Annotated in this window: 22 protein-coding genes; 10 read left to right on the top strand and 12 right to left on the bottom strand. The window is 73.6% G+C overall.

Annotated elements, in window-relative coordinates; genetic code table 11:
• Window positions 1–506: 506 nt before the first annotated feature.
• Window positions 507–1,214, bottom strand: coding sequence for an SDR family oxidoreductase (locus ACZ6TV_RS27365; protein ID WP_465300123.1), 708 nt, complete (start codon window positions 1,212–1,214; stop codon window positions 507–509).
• A 95-nt stretch (window positions 1,215–1,309) separates the two neighbouring features.
• Between ACZ6TV_RS27365 and ACZ6TV_RS27360 the strand changes: the two genes are divergently transcribed.
• Window positions 1,310–2,089 carry a helix-turn-helix transcriptional regulator gene (locus tag ACZ6TV_RS27360; protein ID WP_465300122.1) on the top strand — a complete coding sequence of 260 codons (780 nt, stop codon included), beginning with the start codon at window positions 1,310–1,312 and terminating at the stop codon, window positions 2,087–2,089.
• On the opposite strand, the gene ACZ6TV_RS27355 is transcribed toward ACZ6TV_RS27360, so the two are convergent.
• The 4 genes from ACZ6TV_RS27355 to ACZ6TV_RS27340 all read right to left on the bottom strand — a co-directional run bounded on the left by ACZ6TV_RS27355 (window position 2,082) and on the right by ACZ6TV_RS27340 (window position 5,174).
• Window positions 2,082–2,642: a dihydrofolate reductase family protein gene (locus ACZ6TV_RS27355; RefSeq protein WP_465300121.1), complete on the bottom strand. Its 561-nt coding sequence runs from the start codon at window positions 2,640–2,642 to the stop codon at window positions 2,082–2,084. The genes ACZ6TV_RS27360 and ACZ6TV_RS27355 overlap by 8 nt on opposite strands.
• Window positions 2,643–2,719: 77 nt before the next feature.
• Window positions 2,720–3,421 (bottom strand): ABC transporter ATP-binding protein, encoded by a 702-nt coding sequence (locus ACZ6TV_RS27350; RefSeq protein WP_465300120.1) that lies wholly within the window; start codon window positions 3,419–3,421, stop codon window positions 2,720–2,722.
• Entirely contained in the window at window positions 3,394–4,212 is an 819-nt protein-coding gene (locus ACZ6TV_RS27345) for an ABC transporter permease (RefSeq protein WP_465300119.1), read from the bottom strand. The genes ACZ6TV_RS27350 and ACZ6TV_RS27345 overlap by 28 nt, the downstream gene beginning before the upstream one ends.
• Window positions 4,209–5,174 (bottom strand): aliphatic sulfonate ABC transporter substrate-binding protein, encoded by a 966-nt coding sequence (locus ACZ6TV_RS27340; RefSeq protein ID WP_465300118.1) that lies wholly within the window; start codon window positions 5,172–5,174, stop codon window positions 4,209–4,211. Before ACZ6TV_RS27340 ends, ACZ6TV_RS27345 begins: the two co-directional genes overlap by 4 nt.
• Before the next feature lie 119 nt (window positions 5,175–5,293).
• Here ACZ6TV_RS27340 and ACZ6TV_RS27335 point away from each other — a divergent pair, with 119 nt between their 5' ends.
• The 3 genes from ACZ6TV_RS27335 (at window position 5,294) to ACZ6TV_RS27325 (ending at window position 7,217) form a co-directional block, all read left to right on the top strand.
• A complete protein-coding gene (locus ACZ6TV_RS27335; protein WP_465300117.1) occupies window positions 5,294–6,094 on the top strand; it encodes a hypothetical protein in 801 nt (266 codons plus the stop codon).
• Between the two features lie 2 nt (window positions 6,095–6,096).
• Window positions 6,097–6,846 carry a DUF5995 family protein gene (locus tag ACZ6TV_RS27330; RefSeq protein WP_465300116.1) on the top strand — a complete coding sequence of 250 codons (750 nt, stop codon included), beginning with the start codon at window positions 6,097–6,099 and terminating at the stop codon, window positions 6,844–6,846.
• Window positions 6,847–6,926: 80 nt separating this feature from the next.
• On the top strand, window positions 6,927–7,217 hold the full coding sequence (locus tag ACZ6TV_RS27325; protein ID WP_465300115.1) for a peptidoglycan-binding domain-containing protein: 291 nt from the start codon (window positions 6,927–6,929) through the stop codon (window positions 7,215–7,217).
• 6 nt (window positions 7,218–7,223) lie between these two features.
• On the opposite strand, the gene corA is transcribed toward ACZ6TV_RS27325, so the two are convergent.
• Window positions 7,224–8,240, bottom strand: coding sequence for a magnesium/cobalt transporter CorA (corA, locus tag ACZ6TV_RS27320; RefSeq protein ID WP_465300114.1), 1,017 nt, complete (start codon window positions 8,238–8,240; stop codon window positions 7,224–7,226).
• 226 nt (window positions 8,241–8,466) lie between these two features.
• On the opposite strand from corA, the gene ACZ6TV_RS27315 reads away from it, so the two are divergent.
• On the top strand, window positions 8,467–8,895 hold the full coding sequence (locus tag ACZ6TV_RS27315) for an STAS domain-containing protein (RefSeq protein ID WP_465300113.1): 429 nt from the start codon (window positions 8,467–8,469) through the stop codon (window positions 8,893–8,895).
• A 33-nt stretch (window positions 8,896–8,928) separates the two neighbouring features.
• Here ACZ6TV_RS27315 and ACZ6TV_RS27310 read toward each other — a convergent pair whose 3' ends face one another.
• From ACZ6TV_RS27310 to ACZ6TV_RS27290, 5 genes are all read right to left on the bottom strand, one after another.
• Window positions 8,929–9,336 carry a VOC family protein gene (locus ACZ6TV_RS27310; protein ID WP_465300112.1) on the bottom strand — a complete coding sequence of 136 codons (408 nt, stop codon included), beginning with the start codon at window positions 9,334–9,336 and terminating at the stop codon, window positions 8,929–8,931.
• A 78-nt stretch (window positions 9,337–9,414) separates the two neighbouring features.
• Window positions 9,415–10,227 (bottom strand): helix-turn-helix domain-containing protein, encoded by an 813-nt coding sequence (locus tag ACZ6TV_RS27305; protein WP_465300111.1) that lies wholly within the window; start codon window positions 10,225–10,227, stop codon window positions 9,415–9,417.
• Window positions 10,228–10,243: 16 nt separating this feature from the next.
• Window positions 10,244–10,567, bottom strand: coding sequence for a plasmid stabilization protein (locus ACZ6TV_RS27300; protein WP_465300110.1), 324 nt, complete (start codon window positions 10,565–10,567; stop codon window positions 10,244–10,246).
• A gap of 11 nt (window positions 10,568–10,578) precedes the next feature.
• Window positions 10,579–11,517, bottom strand: a complete 939-nt coding sequence (locus tag ACZ6TV_RS27295) for a TIGR03557 family F420-dependent LLM class oxidoreductase (protein WP_465300109.1) — start codon at window positions 11,515–11,517, stop codon at window positions 10,579–10,581.
• Window positions 11,518–11,521: 4 nt separating this feature from the next.
• Window positions 11,522–12,142: an alpha/beta hydrolase gene (locus ACZ6TV_RS27290; protein WP_465300108.1), complete on the bottom strand. Its 621-nt coding sequence runs from the start codon at window positions 12,140–12,142 to the stop codon at window positions 11,522–11,524.
• Window positions 12,143–12,215: 73 nt separating this feature from the next.
• Between ACZ6TV_RS27290 and ACZ6TV_RS27285 the strand changes: the two genes are divergently transcribed.
• The 5 genes from ACZ6TV_RS27285 to ACZ6TV_RS27265 are packed head-to-tail and all read left to right on the top strand — an operon-like array spanning window position 12,216 to window position 17,458.
• Window positions 12,216–13,454, top strand: a complete 1,239-nt coding sequence (locus ACZ6TV_RS27285; RefSeq protein ID WP_465300107.1) for an NAD(P)/FAD-dependent oxidoreductase — start codon at window positions 12,216–12,218, stop codon at window positions 13,452–13,454.
• Window positions 13,451–14,104, top strand: a complete 654-nt coding sequence (locus tag ACZ6TV_RS27280; RefSeq protein WP_465300106.1) for a DUF1365 domain-containing protein — start codon at window positions 13,451–13,453, stop codon at window positions 14,102–14,104. Before ACZ6TV_RS27285 ends, ACZ6TV_RS27280 begins: the two co-directional genes overlap by 4 nt.
• Window positions 14,101–15,375, top strand: a complete 1,275-nt coding sequence (locus ACZ6TV_RS27275) for a class I SAM-dependent methyltransferase (RefSeq protein WP_465300105.1) — start codon at window positions 14,101–14,103, stop codon at window positions 15,373–15,375. Before ACZ6TV_RS27280 ends, ACZ6TV_RS27275 begins: the two co-directional genes overlap by 4 nt.
• Window positions 15,372–16,646: a class I SAM-dependent methyltransferase gene (locus tag ACZ6TV_RS27270; protein WP_465300104.1), complete on the top strand. Its 1,275-nt coding sequence runs from the start codon at window positions 15,372–15,374 to the stop codon at window positions 16,644–16,646. The genes ACZ6TV_RS27275 and ACZ6TV_RS27270 overlap by 4 nt, the downstream gene beginning before the upstream one ends.
• Window positions 16,643–17,458 carry a DUF1295 domain-containing protein gene (locus ACZ6TV_RS27265; protein WP_465300103.1) on the top strand — a complete coding sequence of 272 codons (816 nt, stop codon included), beginning with the start codon at window positions 16,643–16,645 and terminating at the stop codon, window positions 17,456–17,458. Before ACZ6TV_RS27270 ends, ACZ6TV_RS27265 begins: the two co-directional genes overlap by 4 nt.
• Here ACZ6TV_RS27265 and ACZ6TV_RS27260 read toward each other — a convergent pair.
• The gene (locus ACZ6TV_RS27260) at window positions 17,403–18,503 is read right to left on the bottom strand and encodes a glycosyltransferase (protein WP_465300102.1); all 1,101 of its coding nucleotides are present in this window, start codon (window positions 18,501–18,503) and stop codon (window positions 17,403–17,405) included. The genes ACZ6TV_RS27265 and ACZ6TV_RS27260 overlap by 56 nt on opposite strands.
• Between the last annotated feature and the right edge of the window lie 43 nt (window positions 18,504–18,546).

Below are 18,546 nucleotides of genomic sequence, written 5' to 3'. Positions count from 1 at the left end.
CCGTACCGCATACCCCCAGCACACCGCCGCCACAGGCCAGAGCGATCACCCACAAAGAAGGAGCAACCCAAACCCTGACCCCGAATGGTCTCTAGCTGCGACCGTCCAGGCACCACACTGGCCATGACGGCCCGAGCGCCACAGTCACCGCGACAGACCGAACGCCACACCGGCTACGACCGTCGGGGCACCACACTGGCCATGACGGCCCGAGCGCCACAGCCATTGCGACAGACCGAACGCCGCACTAGCTGCGACCGTCCGGGCACCACACTCGCCATGACGGCCCGAGCGCCACAGCCACCGCGACAGACCGAACGCCGCACCGGCCGCGACAGGCCGGGTGTTGCACTGGCTGCGACGAATTGACCCTCACCGCCGCGACGGCATGCCGAGGTCGCCGTGGTGGACGCAAGGGCCCGGCCGTCACAGCAGCAGCGGCCGCGGCCGCGGCCGGAGCACCGCCGCGAACGCCCGAGGAGGCCGGGCCGGGGGGTCGGTGGACGTCACACGAGACGGTGACCGCCGTCGGCGTGCAGGACCGTGCCGGTGATGTACGGGTTGTCGAGCAGGGCGAGGAATGCCAGGGCGATGTCGTCCGGAGTGCCCACCCGGCCGGCCGGGAGTCTGGCGGCCATCGTGGCGAAGCGGTCGTGCTTCGTGGTGCCGGCGAGGGTGTCCCAGATCGGGGTGTCGACCCAGCCGGGCGAGACGACGTTGACCCGGATCGGGGCCAGTTCCAGGGCGAGGGTCCGGGCCAGGGCCTCCAGGGCGCCGTTGGCGGTGGCGATCATCGAGGCGCCCGGTCCGGGGCGGTACGCGGCGATGCCCGACGTGAAGGTCAGCGAGCCGCCGGGGCACAGCAGCGGGCCCAGGTGTTTGGCGACCAGCCACGGGCCGAGGACCTTCGTGGCGAGGACCGTCCGGGCCGCGTCGAGCGTGAAGGACGGCAGCGGCGCGTACGCACCGGCGGCGTCCGCGGCCGTCACCACCACGTGGTCGAAGGTGGCCGACGTGAGGGCGGCGACCTCGGACTCGACGCTGACGTCGAGCTGGACCGTGCGGGCCTGCGGGAGGGTGGCGGCCGCCGCGGCGAGGCGGGCGGAGGAGCGGCCGGCGATCGTCACCGCGCGGCCCGTGGACAGGAGGCGGGCGACGAGCGCCAGGCCCATGCCCGAACTGCCGCCGATCACCAGTACGTGCTGCTGTGTCATGGCCGTCAGCATGCCGCGGCGAAGGCGGGAGTGGGAGCACCGGACGAGGCCAGGCCCTCGCAGGGCCCCTCCCGGGCGGACGGGGAAGCGGCAGAATGGGGAGTGTGAGCCTCGGGGAGTTCCTGCGCAGCCGGCGGGCCCGGGTCGGTCCGGTCGAGGCCGGCCTGCCGGCGGGGACCGGGCGCCGGCAGACGCCCGGCCTGCGGCGTGAGGAGCTGGCCGCGCTCGCCGGGGTCAGCGTCGACTACTACACGAGGCTGGAGCGCGGCAAGGACACCAATCCGGGCCGGTCGGTCCTCGACTCCCTCGCCACGGTACTGATGCTCGACGACGACGAGCGGGCGCACCTGCACCAGCTGGCGCACCCCGCGGCGCGGCGGCCGGAGGCGCGGGAGCGGGTCAGACCCGGCCTGGTGCGATTGCTGGAGATGGTGCGGCCGACGCCGGCGTACGTGCTGACGCAGACCAGTGACCTGCTCGCCGCCAACGAGGAGGGCCGCTCGCTTCTGGACGGCCTGACCGTGCCGGGGAATCTGGTCGTGTACGTGTTCACGCACCCCCGGGCACGGGACGTGTTCGTGTCGTGGCGGCGGATGGCGGAGGACTGCGTCGCGCACCTGCGGACGGTCGCCGACGGGCCGGCCCGGGCGGCGCTGGTCGGCGAGCTGTGTGAGCGCAGCGACGAGTTCGCGGACCTGTGGGCGCACTACGACGTCCGGGCGAAGAGCGGCGCCAGGAGGGCGTTCCGCCACGAGCGGGCGGGGTGCCTGGAGCTGACCTCGGAGATCCTGACCGCCGTCGACGGGCAACGGTTCGTCACGTTCCAGGCCGCCCCGGGCAGCCCCGACCAGGCCGCGCTGAGCAGGCTCACCTAGTGGCGGCGTACCGCAGCATGACCACCCCGTCGGCGAACGGGCGCGACTCGAGGAACCGCAGGCGCAGTGACGTGCCGGGGCGGAAGAGCGGATGGCCTTCGCCGAGCACCGCCGGGTGCACGTAGAGGCGGTACTCGTCCACCAGGCCGTGCGCCTGGAACGTCGCCAGCAGGTCCGGGCCGCCGACGAACAGGTCGCCGGAGGCCGCTGACCTGAGGGCCTCCACCTCGGCGGGCACGACCTCGCGGACGATCGTGCTGTTCCACTCCGCCGAGGGCAGCGTGCGGGAGTAGACGACCTTCGGCACGTCGCGCCAGATGCGGGCGTAGTCCGCGACGACCTTCGGCGCCGCCGGGTCCTCGTCGGCGTGCGGCCAGAAGCCGGCCATCAGCTCGTAGGACACGCGGCCGTTGAGCAGCCCGCCGGAGGCGGCGATCTCCTCGTTGAAGTGGGTGTGCAGTTCGTCGGAGATGTTCTGCCATTCGAGGGTCCGCGAGCTGGTCTCGAAGTAGCCGTCCAGCGACACCGACATCATGAAGATGATCTTGGTCACGAGGGAATGTCCTTCCAGCGGTAGGAACTTTCCCGTACTGACGAAGCGCGGGCGCCGAACTCATCGCACCCGAGAGGTCAGGCGAAAAGCAGTGCGAGCAGTTCCCGGCGGGAGGCGCCGAAGCCGGGCGCGTCCACCGCCCGCGGCCGCGGCAGCGTCACCGGCCGGTCCTCGGCGATCCGCCCGCCGTCCAGGACCAGCACCCTGTCGGCGAGCAGCAGCGCCTCGTCGACGTCGTGGGTGACGAACAGTGCCGCGAAGCCGTGCGTGGCGCGCAGCCGGCCGAAGAGGTCCTGCATCCGCAGCCGGGTCAGCGCGTCCAGCGCGCCGAAGGGCTCGTCGAGCAGGAGGAGGTCCGGCTCCCGTACCAGCGCCCGGGCGAACGCGACGCGCTGCGCCTGGCCGCCGGACAGCTCCGCGGGCCAGGCGTCCCGGCGGTCGGCGAGCCCGACCTCGGCCAGGGCCGCGTCGACGCGCTCGCCGACGGAGGCGCCGCGCACGCCGAGCGCGACGTTGGCCGCGACGCGTTTCCACGGCAGCAGCCGGTGCTCCTGGAACACGACCGCCGTCGTGCCGGTGGTCTCGACGTCGCCGGTCGCGTCGCCGTCGAGCCCGGCGAGGATCCGCAGCAGCGTGCTCTTGCCGGAGCCGCTGCCGCCGAGCAGCGCCACGACCTCGCCGGGCGCGATGGTGAGGTCGACGCCGTCGAGGACGACGGCGGCGCCGAACGACCGCCGGACCCCGACCGCGTTCACCGGGCCCGCAGTCCGTGCCGCCATGCCAGGAGCCTCCTCTCGCCGAGTCGCAGCAGCAGGTCGGAGACGAGGCCGAGCAGCGCGTACGTGACGAGGCCGAGCACGACGACGTCGGTCTGGCTGAACTCGCGGGCCTCCATCATCATGAACCCGAGGCCGCCCTGCCCGTTGACCTGCTCGCCGACGACGAGGCTGAGCCAGCCGGCGGCGAAGGCGAGCCGCACGCCGAGGAACAGCGACGGCAGCGACCCGGGCACGACGACGTGCCGGACGCGCTCCAGTGCGGTGAGGCCGCAGGTGCGGGCCGCCTCCACGAGGCGCTCGTCGATGTTGCGGATGCCGGCGTACGTGTTGAGGTAGATCGGGAAGAACGCGCCGAGCGCCACGAGGGTCACCTTCAGGGACTCGCCGATGCCGACCCAGATGATGAGCAGCGGCACCAGGCCCAGGTGCGGCAGCATCCGGGCCATCTGCACCGTCGGGTCGACCAGGTCGTCGCCGAGCCGGGCCAGCCCGGCGAGCGTGCCCAGCGCGAGGCCCAGCAGCCCGCCGATGAGCAGCCCGAGGACGGCCCGCTGGACGGAGTCGAGCAGGTATTCGCCGAGGGTGCCCTCGGCGGCGAGCCGCCAGCCGGTCGCCAGGACCGTGCTCGGCGCGGGCAGCTTGTCGGGGTCGAGCAGGCCGCCCCGGACGCCGCCCTCCCACGCGGCGAGCAGGGCGAGCGGCGTCACCGCCCGGAGCCGGCGCCGGGCGGCGGACCGGCGGCGGGCGGCGACGCCCACCACCGCGGCCCGCCGGTCCAGGAGCGTCGTCATCGCAGGATGTCCGAGAACTGGTCGTCGATGCGGCCCTTGATGTCGACCTTGCCGGGGATCAGCTGCAGCTCGGTGAACCCGTCGGCGATCTGCTGCAGCTCGTCGCCGATCGCGCCGTCGATCGCGGCCAGCGGCTGGGCGCTGCGGTCCAGGGCGCGGCGGGCGACGTCTTCTCCGATGTTCAGCTCCGGTGCGAGGATCTTGACGCGCTCGTCGGGGTTGCCGATGCCCCAGTCGGTGACCTCGCGGTACGTCTTGAGGAACTCGCGGATCTTGCCGGGCTTCGACTTCAGTGCCTGCGGCGACACGAGGATGTACTCGCGGTTGTTGGCCAGGCCGGTCGCGTCGACGAGCACCTTCACGCCGGGGGTCTCGGCGAGCGAGAAGTAGGGGTCCCAGATGATCCACGCGTCGACCTGGTCGTTGTCGAAGGCGGGCCGGGCGTCGGCGGGCTTGAGGTACTGCACGTCGATGTCCTTGATGGTCATGCCGTTCGCCTCCAGCAGGCGCACGAGCAGCCAGTTGACGTTCGAGCCCTTGTTGAGCGCGACCTTCTTGCCCTTGAGGTCCTTGAAGGAGTTGTACCCCTTGGCCGCCTTGACGAGGACGGCCTCGCCCTTCGGCACCGGCTTGGAGGTGCCGATGATCCTGAAGTCGATCTTTCCGGCGGCGGCGAAGATCGGCGGGGCCTCACCCACCTGGCCGATGTCGATGGCGCCGGCCTTGATGCCCTCGGTGAGCGCCGGACCGCTCTCGAACAGCGACCAGGTGGTGCCGGCGGCCTCGGCCTTGCGCGCCTTGACCAGGCTGAGCCCGCCGAAGCGCTGGTATCCGACCTTCAGCGGCTCCTCGGCCGCGCCGGGCGTCGCGGCGGCCGGCTCCTTGTCGGCGGCACACCCCGCGGCCAGGGTGGTGCCCAGCAGAACCATGACACCGGTCAGGACGACCGAGAGCCGACGCATCGATGACGCTCCTCATTGACGGACTTGGTGCCGCGCACTATACCCACTTCTCCTACTGGTTGACTAGGGAAGGGTGGTCGGGGTTGTCGCCGTCATCCGTGGTGCCGCACACTGCGACCGTGACCGCACTCACCGCACCGCCACCCACCCGCCGCCGGCCCTGGCGCGCCGGTGACGGCTACCTGGCGGTGACGTCGGCCCTGGCGCTGGGCTGGTTCGCGGTGGTATGGCGGTGGCACGACGGCTGGGACACGCACCCGGCAGGCACCGACGCACCCTTCCTGGCGCCGCTGCTGCTCACCCTGCCGCCGCTGCTGCTCATGCTGGTGGCGCAGGCCGTCAATCTGCTGCAGCTCCGGCGGCGGCGGCCGGTCGCGTTCGACCTCCGCGACGGCGCCTTCGTCGCACCGCCGGCCGACCGGCTGAGCGCGTCGACCGCGGTGACGGTGCTCGCCGCGTGCACCGTGTCCACCGGGCTGTTCCTGTGGCCGGCGTCCATCCCCGGCGCGTACGTCGTCGCCGGGCGTGTCTCCGCGGCGATGCTGCTGGTCCTGTTCCTGCTGCGGGTCGCCATCCACGGCCGGGGCAGCGGCCGGATCCTGCTGCGTCCCGAAGGCCTGCGGATCACGTACCAGTTCGGCAGCCGCGACGTGCCGTGGGAGGCGGTGTCGGCCGGCCCGTCACGCACCGCCTCGGTCGTCGAACCGCTCATGCGCATCGGCCGGCCGGAGCTGCTGCGCACCACCGGCCCGCTCCGCCGCCGGCCGGTGAAGGTGCGCCTGCCGGCGGGCGAGGCCTGGATCTGGCGCGAGTTCCTCATCGACGCGGTCAACTACTACCTGGCCGTGCCCGCCGCACGGGTGAGCATCGGCACCGCCGACGGATACACGCATCTGCGCCGGGTCCTGCGGGCGGACTGAGCATGGACGACGCCGTCGCCGCGGTCATCCGGCGGATGGAGGACGGACTGGATCGGCTCGCGCCGCATGACGCCCGCCGGCACTTCCACGGCACCTACCTGCGCACCACGCACGCCGTCGCGGAGGAGATCGACCGGGGCGGGTTCCTGGACGCCGCGTGGCTGAACCGGTGGGACGTCGCGTTCGCCGACCTGTACCTGGACGCGTTCGACGCCGCCCTCGCCGGCGAGGGCGAGGCGGTGCCGCGGCCGTGGCGGATCGCGTTCGACACCGCGCGGGACCGGCCGGGGCTGCCGCCGCTGCGGCACGTCCTGCTCGGCATGAACGCGCACATCAACTACGACCTGCCGCAGTCGCTGATCGCGGTGATCGGCGAGGCGGAGTTCGACGACCCCGCCGTGCGCGCCGCCCGGGAACGCGACCACACCCACATCGACACGGTCCTCATGGCGCGGGTCGGCGCGGAGGAGGCCGAAGGGCGCGCCCTGGCCAGGCCGGGCCTGCTGGACCGGGTCCTCGCGCCGGCGAACCGGGCCGCGACCCGGCGGCTGCTCACCGAGGCGAGGGCGAAGGTGTGGCGCAACACGGCGGTGCTCGACGCCGCGCGCAGGCAGGGGCCTCAGCAGTACACCGGCCGCGTCCGCCAGCTGGAGGACGCCTCCGCGGCGAAGCTCGCCACGCTCACCGCGCCGGGACAGGTCCTGCTGCGCCTCGCCCGGACCGGCTTCGGCGTGCTCATCCCCGGAGCGTAGAGACGCGTCAGGGGGAACTCAGGGTCGGCCGACAGGAAAGCCCTGACGCGGCGGGCGGCCGGGCGCACCACACTTGAGCCATGACCGTTCGCCGTACTCTGCAGGCCGTCGGCGCCGCGCTCGCCGGCGCCGTCAGCGCACCCGACACCGCCGCCCCGCCCGCCGACCCGCGCGACGTCCGCGCGCTGCTGGCGGAGATCGGCCTGCTGCGGCCGCGCTCCCCGCTGTCGGACGTGCCGCTCACGCTGTGCCGCTTCCAGTCCCGCGCCGGGCTCGTCATCGACGGCGTCGCCGGGCCGAAGACCGTGCAGGCGCTCACGCGGGCCGCCCGCGAGGCCCGCCACATCCGCAGCCTCGGCATCGCCGCCTGAAACCGGCTACAGCCAGCCGTTGCGCCGCAGCGCCCGGTGCAGCAGCAGGCCGCTGCCCAGCATCAGCGCCAGAGCGTAGAAGTAGCCGTACCGCCAGTGCAGCTCCGGCATGAAGACGAAGTTCATGCCGTAGACGCCCGCGATGGCGGTCTGCAGCGCGGCGAGCGCCGCCCACGACGCGATCTTGCGCATGTCGTCGTTCTGGTCGATGGTGACCTGCGCCAGCCTGGCCTGCAGGATCGAGTTGAGGATGTCGTCGTGGTTGACGACCTGCTCCACGACCCTGGTCTCGTGGTCGTTGACGTCGCGGAAGTACCGCCGGATCTCCTTGGCGAGGGCGAACGTCTGCTTGTCCAGCAGCGTCAGCAGGGGCCGCTGCAACGGCACCGCCGCGGTGCGGAACTCCATCAGCTCCCGCTTCAGCTGGTAGACGTGCTCGATGCTGATGCCGCTGTCCCGGCGGAACACGGCCTTCTCCAGTTCCTGCACGTCGGTGTCGAACGCGGTGACGATGGCCAGGTACTGGTCGACGATGCGGTCCAGGATGGCGTGCAGCACCGCCCACGGCCCGGCCGCGAGCTGCGCCGGGTTGGCCTCCAGGTCCTGCCGGGCGGCGCGCAGCTCACTGGCCTCGCCGTGACGGACCGTGACCACGAAGTGGCCACCGAGGAACACCCTGACGGAGCCGGTGTCGATCACCTCGCTGGTCTCGGTCAGCTCCGCGTGCGGCAGGTACCGGGCGGTCCGCACCACGAAGAACGTCACGTCCTCGTACCGCTCGACCTTCGGCCGCTGCGGCGACGGGTTCAGCGCGTCCTCGACGGCCAGCGGATGCAGCCCGAACACCTTCTCGACGTCGGCGAACCGCTCCGGATCCGGTTCGTGCAGCCCGATCCAGACGAACGCGTCCGGTCGCTCCCGGGCCCGTTCGTACAGCGCGCCGAGCGGCAGGTCGTCCGGTTGGCGGACCCCGCCGACGTACAACGCGCAGTCGACAACCGCGGGCCGAGAGTCCAATTGCACCGCAAATGCACCTTTCGTCGGGCGGAGACGTATCGCGGGGGCTCCTGGTTGCGTACCCACCCGGGTTCCTCTCGGAACACCCGCGAGAACACCCGCGCGACCAGTCACCGCCCGCTTGTCGGATCACCCGCAGCGACGACCGGCTGTCCAGCCACCGGCCGGTCGGGTGGTCCCTCCACCTGGACAGAGGTTCACGGACCGTCACGGCGGACCGTATCGTCGCAGCATGGCAGCTCTCACCTTCGCAGTGGACCGACTCGCTGCCGCGACGGTGCTGACGTGTCACGGCGCGCTGGTCGCGGCCAGCGCGATGCAGCTGGAGACCGCGCTCTCCCAGCTGCTGCTGCGCCCCGAGCCCAGGATCGTCATCGACCTCGCGAGGGTCACCGCCATCGACTGCACCGGCGTCATGATGCTGCGCGTCACCGCGGGTATCGCCCTTGAACAGGGCGGATCCCTGGTCCTGGCGCTGCCCACCGCCGCGGTCGTCCACACGCTGCGTGAAGGCGGGACGCTGTCGACGATCCCGACCTACCGGTCCCTGGAGAGCGCGCTCTCCGGCGACCCGCACGGCCTGGTCACCGACGCGGAGGTCGCCGCGCAGTCCACGACCACCCCGTGGCCGATGAACGCCGACCGCCGCCGCAGCGCATAAGGCCGCGACGGCGGGGACGGACGACGGCGACGGTCAGCGGGGCTCGCCGCGGTACGTGCCGAACGACCACAGGTTGCCCTCGGGGTCGCGGACGATGAAGTCGCGGGAGCCGTAGTCCTGGTCGGTGAGCTCCATGTGCACCTTGGCGCCGGCGGCGACGGCCCGCGCGTAGAGCCCGTCGGGGTCGTCGGTCACCACGTAGGCGCCGAACGTGCCGGGCCGCAGCGGAAACGTGTCGCCGTCGGAGTCGCGGGCGCTGCCGAGCATGATGCCGCCGCCGAGCGGCCAGGCGAGCTGGGCGTGCTCGACCCGGTCGCCCTCGCCGTGCACGACGACCTCCCGGAAGCCGAACGCCTCGACGAGGAAGCTGATCAGGGCGCGGGCGTCGGCGGCCCGCAGCGTCGGCCAGACCTGCGGCTCGGGCGGAGTTGAAGAAGTCATACGGCCAGTCTGCCGAGGCACCCGGCACCGGTCTTGGACGTTTCGGAACCGTACGGAGGAACCCACGGACGAGGACGCTCAGCCGGCGACGTCGCTGAAGGGCGGCAGCTGCTCCGCGGCGAGCCACCGCGCCGGCGGCAGCCCCGCGAGCGCGGTGAACTCGCGGGTCAGGTGCGCCTGGTCGTAGTAGCCGCAGCCGGCCGCGAGCGCGGCGAGGGAGTCGGCGCCCTCCTGCAGCCGGTGCCGGGCGACGTCGAACCGCGCGACCCGCGCCACCGCCTTGGGTGCCAGGCCGATCTCGACGTTGAAGCGGCGGCTGAGGTACCGGCTGCTCCACCCGACCTCCCGCGCCACCTCCGCGGCCGTGACGGTGCCGCCGCGCAGCAGCCGCCACGCGTGCACCACCTCCGGCGCGGGCAGCACGGGATCGCGGAGCCGGGCGGCGAACATCTCGTCGACGATCCGGAAGCGCTCCGCCCACGTGCCGGCCGCGCGGACCCGGTCGCGCAGCACGTCGACGAACGGCCCGAGCACGGCGGAGGCGGTGACGTCGACGTTGGCCAGCTCCCCGGCGGGCAGCCCGAGCAGCGTCCGGGCGCCGAGCGGTGACAGCGCGATCTGGATGCCCGACTGCCGCCCGTCGTGCACGAGCGTCGCCGGCGCCGTGTGCAGCCCGCCGAGCAGCGTGTCGTACGTGCCCGGCGGGATCGCCGGATCGGGGTGCGCGGCGACCCGCAGCGGGTCGTCGAGGGTCACGATCAGCGTCAGGAACGGCGACGGCAGGCCCCGGTGCACGCCGGGCACGACGCCGGTCTCGCGGTAGCCGCTGTACCAGCCGGCGAACGGCCGGACCCGCGGCCCCGCGAGGCGGCGCACGTACTCCGAGAGCATCAGGCCACCGTAGGCCTCAGCCGACCGCCTTCTCCAGCTGCGCCTTCGTCATCTTCGAGCGGCCCTTGATGTTCTTGCGCTTCGCCTCCTCGTAGAGCTGGTCGCGGGTGCGGCCGCCGGGGCCGGTGTGCGAGCGCAGCCCGCCGCGCCGGGCGGAGGAGATGTCCTCGGTCGAGGTGCGGCTCGCGGTCCGCGCCTCGCCCGCGCGGGCCCGCTCCTTGTTGACGACGCGGGCGGCGATCTCCTCCGCGACGTCCTCCGAGCGGCCCTGCGCCTTCTGCTGCCGTTTGATGTGTCCGTACTGCCGTTCCCGCTTCGCGTTCCACGCCTGCTGCGGCATGCCGGCCCTCCTTACAGGAATTCGCGCTTGTACAGGTCGATGAGCTCGGCGTAGTGGGGGCCGACGTTCGCGACGTACACCTCGTCGAAGCCGGCGTCCTCGTACTGCTTCAGCTGGGCCGCCTGCTTGGCCGGGTCGGGGCCGCACGCGATCGCGTCGCGGGTCATGTCGGGCGTGACCAGCTCGGCGGCCTGCTCGAAGTGCTTCGGTGAGGGCAGCACCTGCGACAGCTCGCCGGGGACGCTCGCGTTGGCCCACAGCTCGTGCGCGATCCGCACGCCGGCGTCCTCGGACTCCGCGTAGCAGGCCTTGAAGCCGCCCTGCGCCGGCTTGTCCCCGCCGCCGCCCTTGCGGAAGGCCTCGACGTGCTCGGCGACGGGCGCCACGGACATGAACCCGTCCGCGATCCGGCCGGCGAGCTCCAGCGCCTTCGGCCCGAACGCCGACATGTACACCTTCGGCGGGGTCTCCGGCCGCGTGTACACCTGCGCCTGCTCCACCGTGTAGTGGGCGCCGCGGTGGTTGACGAAGCCGCCGTCCCACAGCTCCCGCATCACGTGCACGGCCTCCTCGAGCATCTCCAGGCGCTCGGCCGCGCCCGGCCAGGCGTCGCCGTGGATGTGCTCGTTGAGCGCCTCGCCGGTGCCGACGCCGAGGACGAACCGCCCGTCGTGCATGACCGCGCTCGTCGCCGCCGCCTGCGCGACGACCGTCGGGTGGATCCGCATGATCGGGCAGGTCACCGCGGTCGTGACCGGGATGCTGACCACCTGGCTCAGGGCGCCGATCACCGACCACACGTGCGGGCTCTGGCCCTGCGCCTCGTTCCACGGATGGTAGTGGTCCGAGATCCACAACCCGGTGAAGCCGGCGTCCTGGGCGAGCTTCGCCTGCTCGACCAGCTGCGCCGGGGTGTATTCCTCGCTGGACAGGAAGTAGCCGATTCGCATGCCGTCACCCATACCCACCCGGGCCGGATCGACGCGCCCCGGCGACGAAGTCGGCGACGATCCGGTCCCACTCCCCCGGCCTGCGCAGCATCGCGTGACCGTCGCCCGCGACGAGCGTGAACTCGGCACCGGTGCTCGCGGCGTACCGGGCGGACATCGCCGGGTCCGTGATCCGGTCCTCGGCGCCGTGCGCGAGCACGACCGACCCGGGCGCCCCGAACGGATCCCGCGGCTCGATCGGCTCGTTCGGCTCGATCCACGGCGCGAGCGCGCACACCCCCGAGACCCGCGACGCGAGCCGCAGCGCGGTGCGGCCGCCCATCGAGTGACCGACGAGCACGACGGGGCTGCCGGGCTGCCGCCGGGCGGCCTCCCGCAGCGCCCAGCCCGCGTCGGCGACCGGATGCCGGTCCGGTTCGTTCCAGCCGCGGTACCGGTACCGCAGCCGCCAGACCGCGACGTCGGGGAACCGTCTCCGGACGGACCACCCGAACGGCAGCATGCGCAGGTAGGCGAGCCCCCGCGGGGACCGGGCGAGGCTGCGGGCACGGCCGCCGGGCAGCAGCACCACGACCGCCGCCGCGTCGCGCTCGGGACCCGTCGTGACCAGGCGAGGTTCGCTCACCCAGGGCATTCGGCGCGGGACCGGCACCGGATGGGTGACCAATCCGGCCCGCGGCGGGCGCCGAATGACGGCTGTGAGAACAGTAGCTGTCATCGGCGCCGGGGTGTCCGGCCTCACCGCCGCGTACGTGCTGCGGCAGGGCTGGGACGTCACCCTCTTCGAGGCCGAGCCGCGGCTCGGCGGGCACGCGCACACCCACGACGTCGACGACGGCGGCAGGACCGTCGCGGTCGACTCGGGGTTCATCGTGCACAACGAGCGGACCTACCCGCACCTGCTGCGCCTGTTCCGGGAGCTCGGGGTGCCGACGCAGGCCACCGGGATGAGCATGTCGGTGCGCTGCGAGGGCTGCGGCCTGGAGTACGCCGGCGCGAAGGGCCCGCGCGGCCTGCTCGCCCGGCGGCCGACGGCCGCGTTCCTGCACACCCTCGGCCAGGTGCCGCGCTTCCATCGCCGCGCCAGGCGGCTGCTGGAGACCGGTGGCGACCCGTCGCTCGGGGAGTTCCTGGCCGCCGGGGGTCACAGCCGGCACTTCGTCCAGCACTTCGTGGTGCCGCTGGTGTCCGCGGTCTGGTCGTGCGGCCCCGAACTGGTCGCCGAGTACCCGGCGAGGTACCTGTTCACGTTCCTCGCCAACCACGGGATGCTGTCGGTGTCCGGGTCGCCGACGTGGCGGACCGTCGTCGGCGGGTCCCGGACCTACGTCGACCTGCTCGCCAAGGAGCTGACCGCGGTCCGCCAGGGCGTGCCGGTCAGGTCCGTGACCAGGCACGCGGACGGGGTAACGGTCCGCGACGACGCCGGCGGGACGCACACCTTCGACGCCGTCGTCGTGGCCACCCACGCCGACCGGGCGCTCGCGCTGCTCACCGACCCGAGCCCGGCGGAGCGGGAGGTGCTCGGCGCGTTCCGCTACTCCCGTAACGAGACCGTCCTGCACACCGACGCCTCCCGCCTGCCCCGCCGGGAGGCCGCCCGGGCCGCCTGGAACTACCTGCTGCCGGGCTGCTCCCCCGGCGCCGGGCCGGCCCGCGTCACCTATGACATGAACCGGCTGCAACGCCTGGACGCGCGCCGCCGCTACCTGGTGACCCTGGGCGGCGACGGCGGCATCCCGGACGACGCGGTGATCGCGCGGATGACCTACGAGCATCCGATCTTCACCCGGGAGTCCGTCGCCGCCCAGGGCCGGCTCGCCGAGCTGCGGGACGGCCGGACCGCGTTCGCCGGGGCGTACCACGGCTGGGGCTTCCACGAGGACGGCTGCCGGTCCGGCGTCGCGGCGGCACGGTCGCTCGGGGTCGCGTGGTGACCGCCGCGACGGTGTACGAGTGCGTGGTCCGGCACCAGCGGACCGCGCCGCTGCGGCACGGGTTCGCGTACCGGACCTCCCTGTGGCTGGTCGACCTCGATCACCTGCCGGCCGGCTTCGAGGCGCGCGACCACGCCGGCGACCCGGCGAGGTCGATCCGCGCCAACCTGGACGACTTCCTCGCCGGCCACGGGATCGGCCCGGCCGGCACCGTGCGGATGCTCGCCAACCCGCGCGTGCTCGGCCACGTGTTCAACCCGCTCACCGTGTACTGGTGCCGCGACGCCGCCGGGCGGCTGGCCGCGATCGTGGCGGAGGTGCACAACACGTACGGCGGCCGGCACCGGTACCTGATCGACCCGGCGGAGCAGACGGCCCGCAAGGCCTTCTACGTGTCGCCGTTCTTCAGGGTCGCCGGCCGGTACCGGATGCGCCTGCCGGAACCGGGCGCCCGGCTGGCGCTGAGCATCGCGCTCGAACAGGACGGCGGCCGGCCGTTCGTGGCGACGCTCGCCGGACGGGCCCGGCCGGCGGGCCGCCGCTCGGCGCTCGTCACCAGGCTCGTCAGCCTCCGCATCCGGATCCAGGGGATCCGCCTGTACCTGCGGGGCCTGCCCATCATCCATCGCCCGCAGGAGGACGTAGCGTGACCTCGACCATTCCGCGGACCGCCGGGTCCTTCGCCGACGCCGACCGTGAGCGCTGGCCGGACGTCGCGGCGGTGCCGTCCGCGCGGCTGCGCGGTGCCGTCGCCACGGCGCTGCTGCGGCGCGTCGCCGCGCGGGTCGCCGTGCGGATCGTGTTCCCCGACGGGCGCGTCTTCGGCGACGCGGGGCCGGCGCTGCTGGTCCGCCGCCCGGAGGCGTTCCTGGCCCGGCTCGGCGCCGGCGGGCTGATCGGCTTCGGCGAGGCCTATCAGGCCGGCGACTGGGACGCCGACGACCTCGTCGGGCTGCTCACCGTCCTCGCGGCGGACCTGCCGGCCCTGGTGCCGCCGCGGCTGCAGTGGCTGCGCCGCTTCCACGGCGCGCGGCCCCCGGGCGACGACGAGAACACCCGCGACGGCGCCCGGCGCAACATCGGCCGGCACTACGACCTGTCCAACGAGCTGTTCGCGCTCTTCCTCGACCCGTCGATGACCTACTCGGCGGCGCTGTTCCCCGACCCGGCGACGGCGACGTCCGCCGGGCTCGAGGCGGCGCAGCACCGCAAGATCGACCGGCTGCTGGACCGCACCGGCGTCGCCACCGGCACCCGGCTGCTGGAGATCGGCACCGGCTGGGGCGAGCTCGCCATCCGCGCGGCGCGGCGGGGCGCCTACGTGGTCACCGTGACTCTGTCACGGCAGCAGCGGGACCTCGCGGTGCGCCGGGCGGCCGAGGCGGGCGTCGGGCACCGGATCGAGGTGCGCCTCTGCGACTACCGCGACCTGCCGGCGTCCGGCGAGCGCTTCGACGCGATCGTCAGCGTCGAGATGATCGAGGCGATCGGGCCGCGGCTCTGGGCCGACTACGTCGCCACCCTCGACGAGCTGCTGTCCCCGGGCGGCCGGGTGGGGCTCCAGGCGATCACCATGCCGCACGACCGGATGCTCGCGTCCCGCGACACGTACACCTGGATCCAGAAGTACGTCTTCCCCGGCGGGCTGCTGCCGTCCCGGACCGCGATCGAGGGCGCCCTGGCCGGCCACACCCGGCTGGGCGTGCTGGACCGGCTCTCGTTCGGGCCGCACTACGCGGCGACGCTGCGGCTGTGGCGGGAGCGCTTCGCCGCCCGATCCGCCGACGTCGCCGCGCTCGGCTTCGAGGCCACGTTCCAGCGGACGTGGCAGCTCTACCTCGCCTACTGCGAGGCCGGCTTCGCCGCCGGCTACCTCGACGTCTGCCAGCTCGTCCTCGGCCGAACGGAGCCCACCGCATGACTCTCACGATCGCCAGGAACGGCGTCGCCCAGCAGCTGGAAGCCGCCGTCGCCGGGGTCACCGCCGGGCGGCTGCCGATCCGGCTGCGGGCCTGGGACGGCAGCGAGGCCGGCCCCGACGCCGGCCCGACCCTCGTCCTGCGCGACCGGCGGGCGCTGCGGCGGCTGCTGTGGCACCCGGACGAGCTCGGGCTCGCGCAGGCGTACATCGCCGGCGAGCTCGACGTCGAGGGTGACCTCGCCGAGGGGCTGCGCCAGGTGTGGCGGCACGCCCGCGCGCACCGGCTGACCGGCGGCGCGGCGAAGGTGGGCCGGCTGCGGGCGGTGCGGACCGCGCTGCGGCTCGGCGTCCTCGGCCCCCGGCCGAAGGCACCCGACGCGCAGGCGAAGCTGGCCGGCACGATCCACAGCCGGGAGCGCGACCGGGCCGCGATCAGCTACCACTACGATCTGTCCAACGCGTTCTACCAGCTCATCCTCGACGAGCACATGGCGTACTCCTGCGCGTACTGGACCTCGGCCGGACCCGGCTACGGCCTCGCCGACGCGCAGCACGACAAGCTGGAGCTGATCTGCCGCAAGCTCGGCCTGCGACCGGGCATGCGGATGCTCGACGTCGGCTGCGGCTGGGGGTCGCTGAGCCTGCACGCCGCCCGGCACCACGGCGTCGAGGTCGTCGGCGTCACCCTGTCCGAGCAGCAACGCGCCTTCGTGACCGCCCGCGCCGCCGAGCGCGGGATCACCGGCGTGCAGATCCGGCTGCAGGACTACCGGGACGTCGCCGACGGGCCGTTCGACGCGATCGCCACCGTCGAGATGGGCGAGCACGTCGGCGCCGCCCAGTACCCGGTGTTCGCCGCGAAGCTGCACGGGCTGCTCGCCCCGCGCGGCCGGCTCCTGGTGCAGCAGATGTCCCGGCGCGGGCACGCGCCCGGCGGCGGGCCGTTCATCGAGTCCTACGTGGCGCCCGACATGCACATGCGCCCCGTCGGTGAGACGGTCGCGCTGCTGGAGGACGCCGGCCTGGAGGTGCGCGACGTGCACGCGATGCGGGAGCATTACGTGCGCACAGTCCACGCCTGGCTGGCCACCCTGGAGCGGCGCTGGGACGACGTCGTCGGTCTCGTCGGCGAGCCCGTCGCCCGGGTGTGGCGGCTGTATCTCGTCGGCGGCGCGCTCACGTTCGAGGAGGGCAGGATGGGCGTCGACCAGATCCTCGCGGTGCGCCGCACCCCGGAGGGCGACAGCGGCCTGGGCGCGGTCCCCCGGTGAGCCCGCTGCTGGTGAGCCTGCTCGGCACCCTCGCCGCCGCGCTGGCCGTGGTCCTGGTGGCGTTCGCGGTCGGCGCCGTGACCGGCCGGCACCGGGTCGTCGACGTCGCCTGGGGGCTCGGCTTCGCCGCCGTCGCGGTCACCGGCCACGTGCTGTCCGGCGGGCACGGCGACCCGGCGACCCGCTGGCTCGTCACCGCCCTCACCGTCGTCTGGGGCGTGCGGCTCGCCGCGCACATCGGGATCCGCTCGATCGGCGCGCCCGAGGACCCGCGCTACGAGCAGCTGCTGGCCAACGCGAAGGGCAGCCGCAACCTGTACGCGCTGCGCATGGTCTACCTGCTGCAGGGGGTCACGCTGTGGTTCGTGTCGCTGCCGGTGCAGGTCGCGCAGCTGCACGACGGGCCGCTGTCGTGGTGGGCGGCGATCGGGGTCGCGGTGTGGCTGGTGGGCTTCGTGTTCGAGGCCGTCGGCGACGCCCAGCTGGCCCGCTTCCGCCGGGACCCGGCCAACAAGGGCAAGGTCCTGTCCAGCGGGCTGTGGCGGTACACCCGCCATCCCAACTACTTCGGTGACGCCTGCGTCTGGTGGGGCCTGTTCGCGCTGGCCTGCCTGCAGTGGCAGGGCTGGCTGACGGTGCTGTCGCCCGTGCTGATGACGTGGTTCCTCGCGGCCAAGACCGGCAAGCCGATGCTGGAGGAGCAGCTGCGGCGCACCAGACCCGGCTACGCCGACTACGTGGCGCGCACCAGCGGCTTCATCCCCCGCCCGCCGCGGTCGGCATCGAGTGCAGCCGGTCGAGGAGGCGCTTGAGCTCCGCGAGGTGCTCCGGCGGGTACACCCGGCCGGCCGGGTCGACGACCCGCTGCACCGGCTGGAGCAGCCGCCACGCCTCCGCCACGTCGCCGAGCTGGGCGAGGGCCTGCGCGTCGAGCCAGTCGCAGTAGTCGCGGGCCACCCCGGCGCCGCGCAGCTGCGCGGTCAGCACCAGGACCGCCTCGTCCATGCCCGCGCCGAGCAGCAGCCGGGCGAGGGCGTCGGTGCCGAGGATCCACTGCCGGGTGCCGGGCGCGATCTCCCGCAGCGTCTCGAACGCGTCGACGGCGTCCTGGGTGCGGCCCGCGCCGACCAGGCTGCGCCCGAGGTCCAGCAGCGTGTCCGCGGCCTGCGACGGGTCGCCGGAGCCGTCGGCGATCGCGTCGAGCATCGACTGGGCCAGCTCGACGTTGCGCTCGGCCTTGCTGCGCCGCTCGTCGGGGTCGGCGTAGCCCTGGTGCTCCAGCCGGATCGCCTCGCGCGGCGCCGACGGCCACTCCACGATCCCGATGCCCTGCACGGTGCCCGTACCGTGCCCGGTGCCGACGCTCGTGCCGTGCCCGCGGTCGACGAACACGTCCGGTGCGGCGCCGCCCTTGATCCGCACCAGGTGCTCGTGCACCCGGCCCTTCCAGCGCAGCTGCGCCGGGCGGAACAGCCGGGCCGTGCGGAACGTGTAGGGCAGCTCGTCGTGGGCGTTGTCGATGTCGACCAGCAGCGCGTCGGCGGTCGTCGCGGCGAGCACCTCGCGCAGCTTGCCGGCGCTGGCCACGGCCCGGTCGTCGGCGTCGATGCTGAGCACCCAGTCGGCGGGCGCCCACGGCGCGCCGCGGGCCGCCGCGGCCTCGGCCAGCGCCTTGTTGCGGGCGGCGGCGAAGTCGCCGGTCCACGTGCCGTGGCTGACGACGGCGCCGAGGTCGCGGGCCATCGCCGGGGTGTCGTCCTTGGAGCCGGTGTCGTGGACGTGGATCGTGTCGACGACCCCGCGCAGCGACGTCAGGCACCGGGACAGCATGGTGGCCGAGTCACGCACGATCAGCACCGCGGCAAGGTTCACCTCCGCCCGATCGGCGGCCGTTCGGCGG

The organism is Dactylosporangium sp. NPDC051087 (genome assembly GCF_055586325.1).
The sequence above is the reverse complement of the archived record's forward strand: the minus strand, read 5'-3'. Positions and strand labels throughout refer to the sequence as shown.

Excerpts from the sequence above, each read along its gene's own strand:
- ACZ6TV_RS27350 (WP_465300120.1), bottom strand. The coding sequence starts at position 3,421 with ATGGCGGCACGGACTGCGGGCCCGGTGAACGCGGTCGGGGTCCGGCGG.
- ACZ6TV_RS27295 (WP_465300109.1), bottom strand. The coding sequence starts at position 11,517 with ATGCGAATCGGCTACTTCCTGTCCAGCGAGGAATACACCCCGGCGCAG.
- ACZ6TV_RS27325 (WP_465300115.1), top strand. The coding sequence starts at position 6,927 with ATGACCGTTCGCCGTACTCTGCAGGCCGTCGGCGCCGCGCTCGCCGGC.
- ACZ6TV_RS27305 (WP_465300111.1), bottom strand. The coding sequence starts at position 10,227 with ATGCTCTCGGAGTACGTGCGCCGCCTCGCGGGGCCGCGGGTCCGGCCG.
- ACZ6TV_RS27340 (WP_465300118.1), bottom strand. The coding sequence starts at position 5,174 with ATGCGTCGGCTCTCGGTCGTCCTGACCGGTGTCATGGTTCTGCTGGGC.
- ACZ6TV_RS27330 (WP_465300116.1), top strand. The coding sequence starts at position 6,097 with ATGGACGACGCCGTCGCCGCGGTCATCCGGCGGATGGAGGACGGACTG.
- ACZ6TV_RS27315 (WP_465300113.1), top strand. The coding sequence starts at position 8,467 with ATGGCAGCTCTCACCTTCGCAGTGGACCGACTCGCTGCCGCGACGGTG.
- ACZ6TV_RS27270 (WP_465300104.1), top strand. The coding sequence starts at position 15,372 with ATGACTCTCACGATCGCCAGGAACGGCGTCGCCCAGCAGCTGGAAGCC.
- ACZ6TV_RS27300 (WP_465300110.1), bottom strand. The coding sequence starts at position 10,567 with ATGCCGCAGCAGGCGTGGAACGCGAAGCGGGAACGGCAGTACGGACAC.
- ACZ6TV_RS27365 (WP_465300123.1), bottom strand. The coding sequence starts at position 1,214 with ATGACACAGCAGCACGTACTGGTGATCGGCGGCAGTTCGGGCATGGGC.
- ACZ6TV_RS27345 (WP_465300119.1), bottom strand. The coding sequence starts at position 4,212 with ATGACGACGCTCCTGGACCGGCGGGCCGCGGTGGTGGGCGTCGCCGCC.
- ACZ6TV_RS27310 (WP_465300112.1), bottom strand. The coding sequence starts at position 9,336 with ATGACTTCTTCAACTCCGCCCGAGCCGCAGGTCTGGCCGACGCTGCGG.
- ACZ6TV_RS27360 (WP_465300122.1), top strand. The coding sequence starts at position 1,310 with ATGGGGAGTGTGAGCCTCGGGGAGTTCCTGCGCAGCCGGCGGGCCCGG.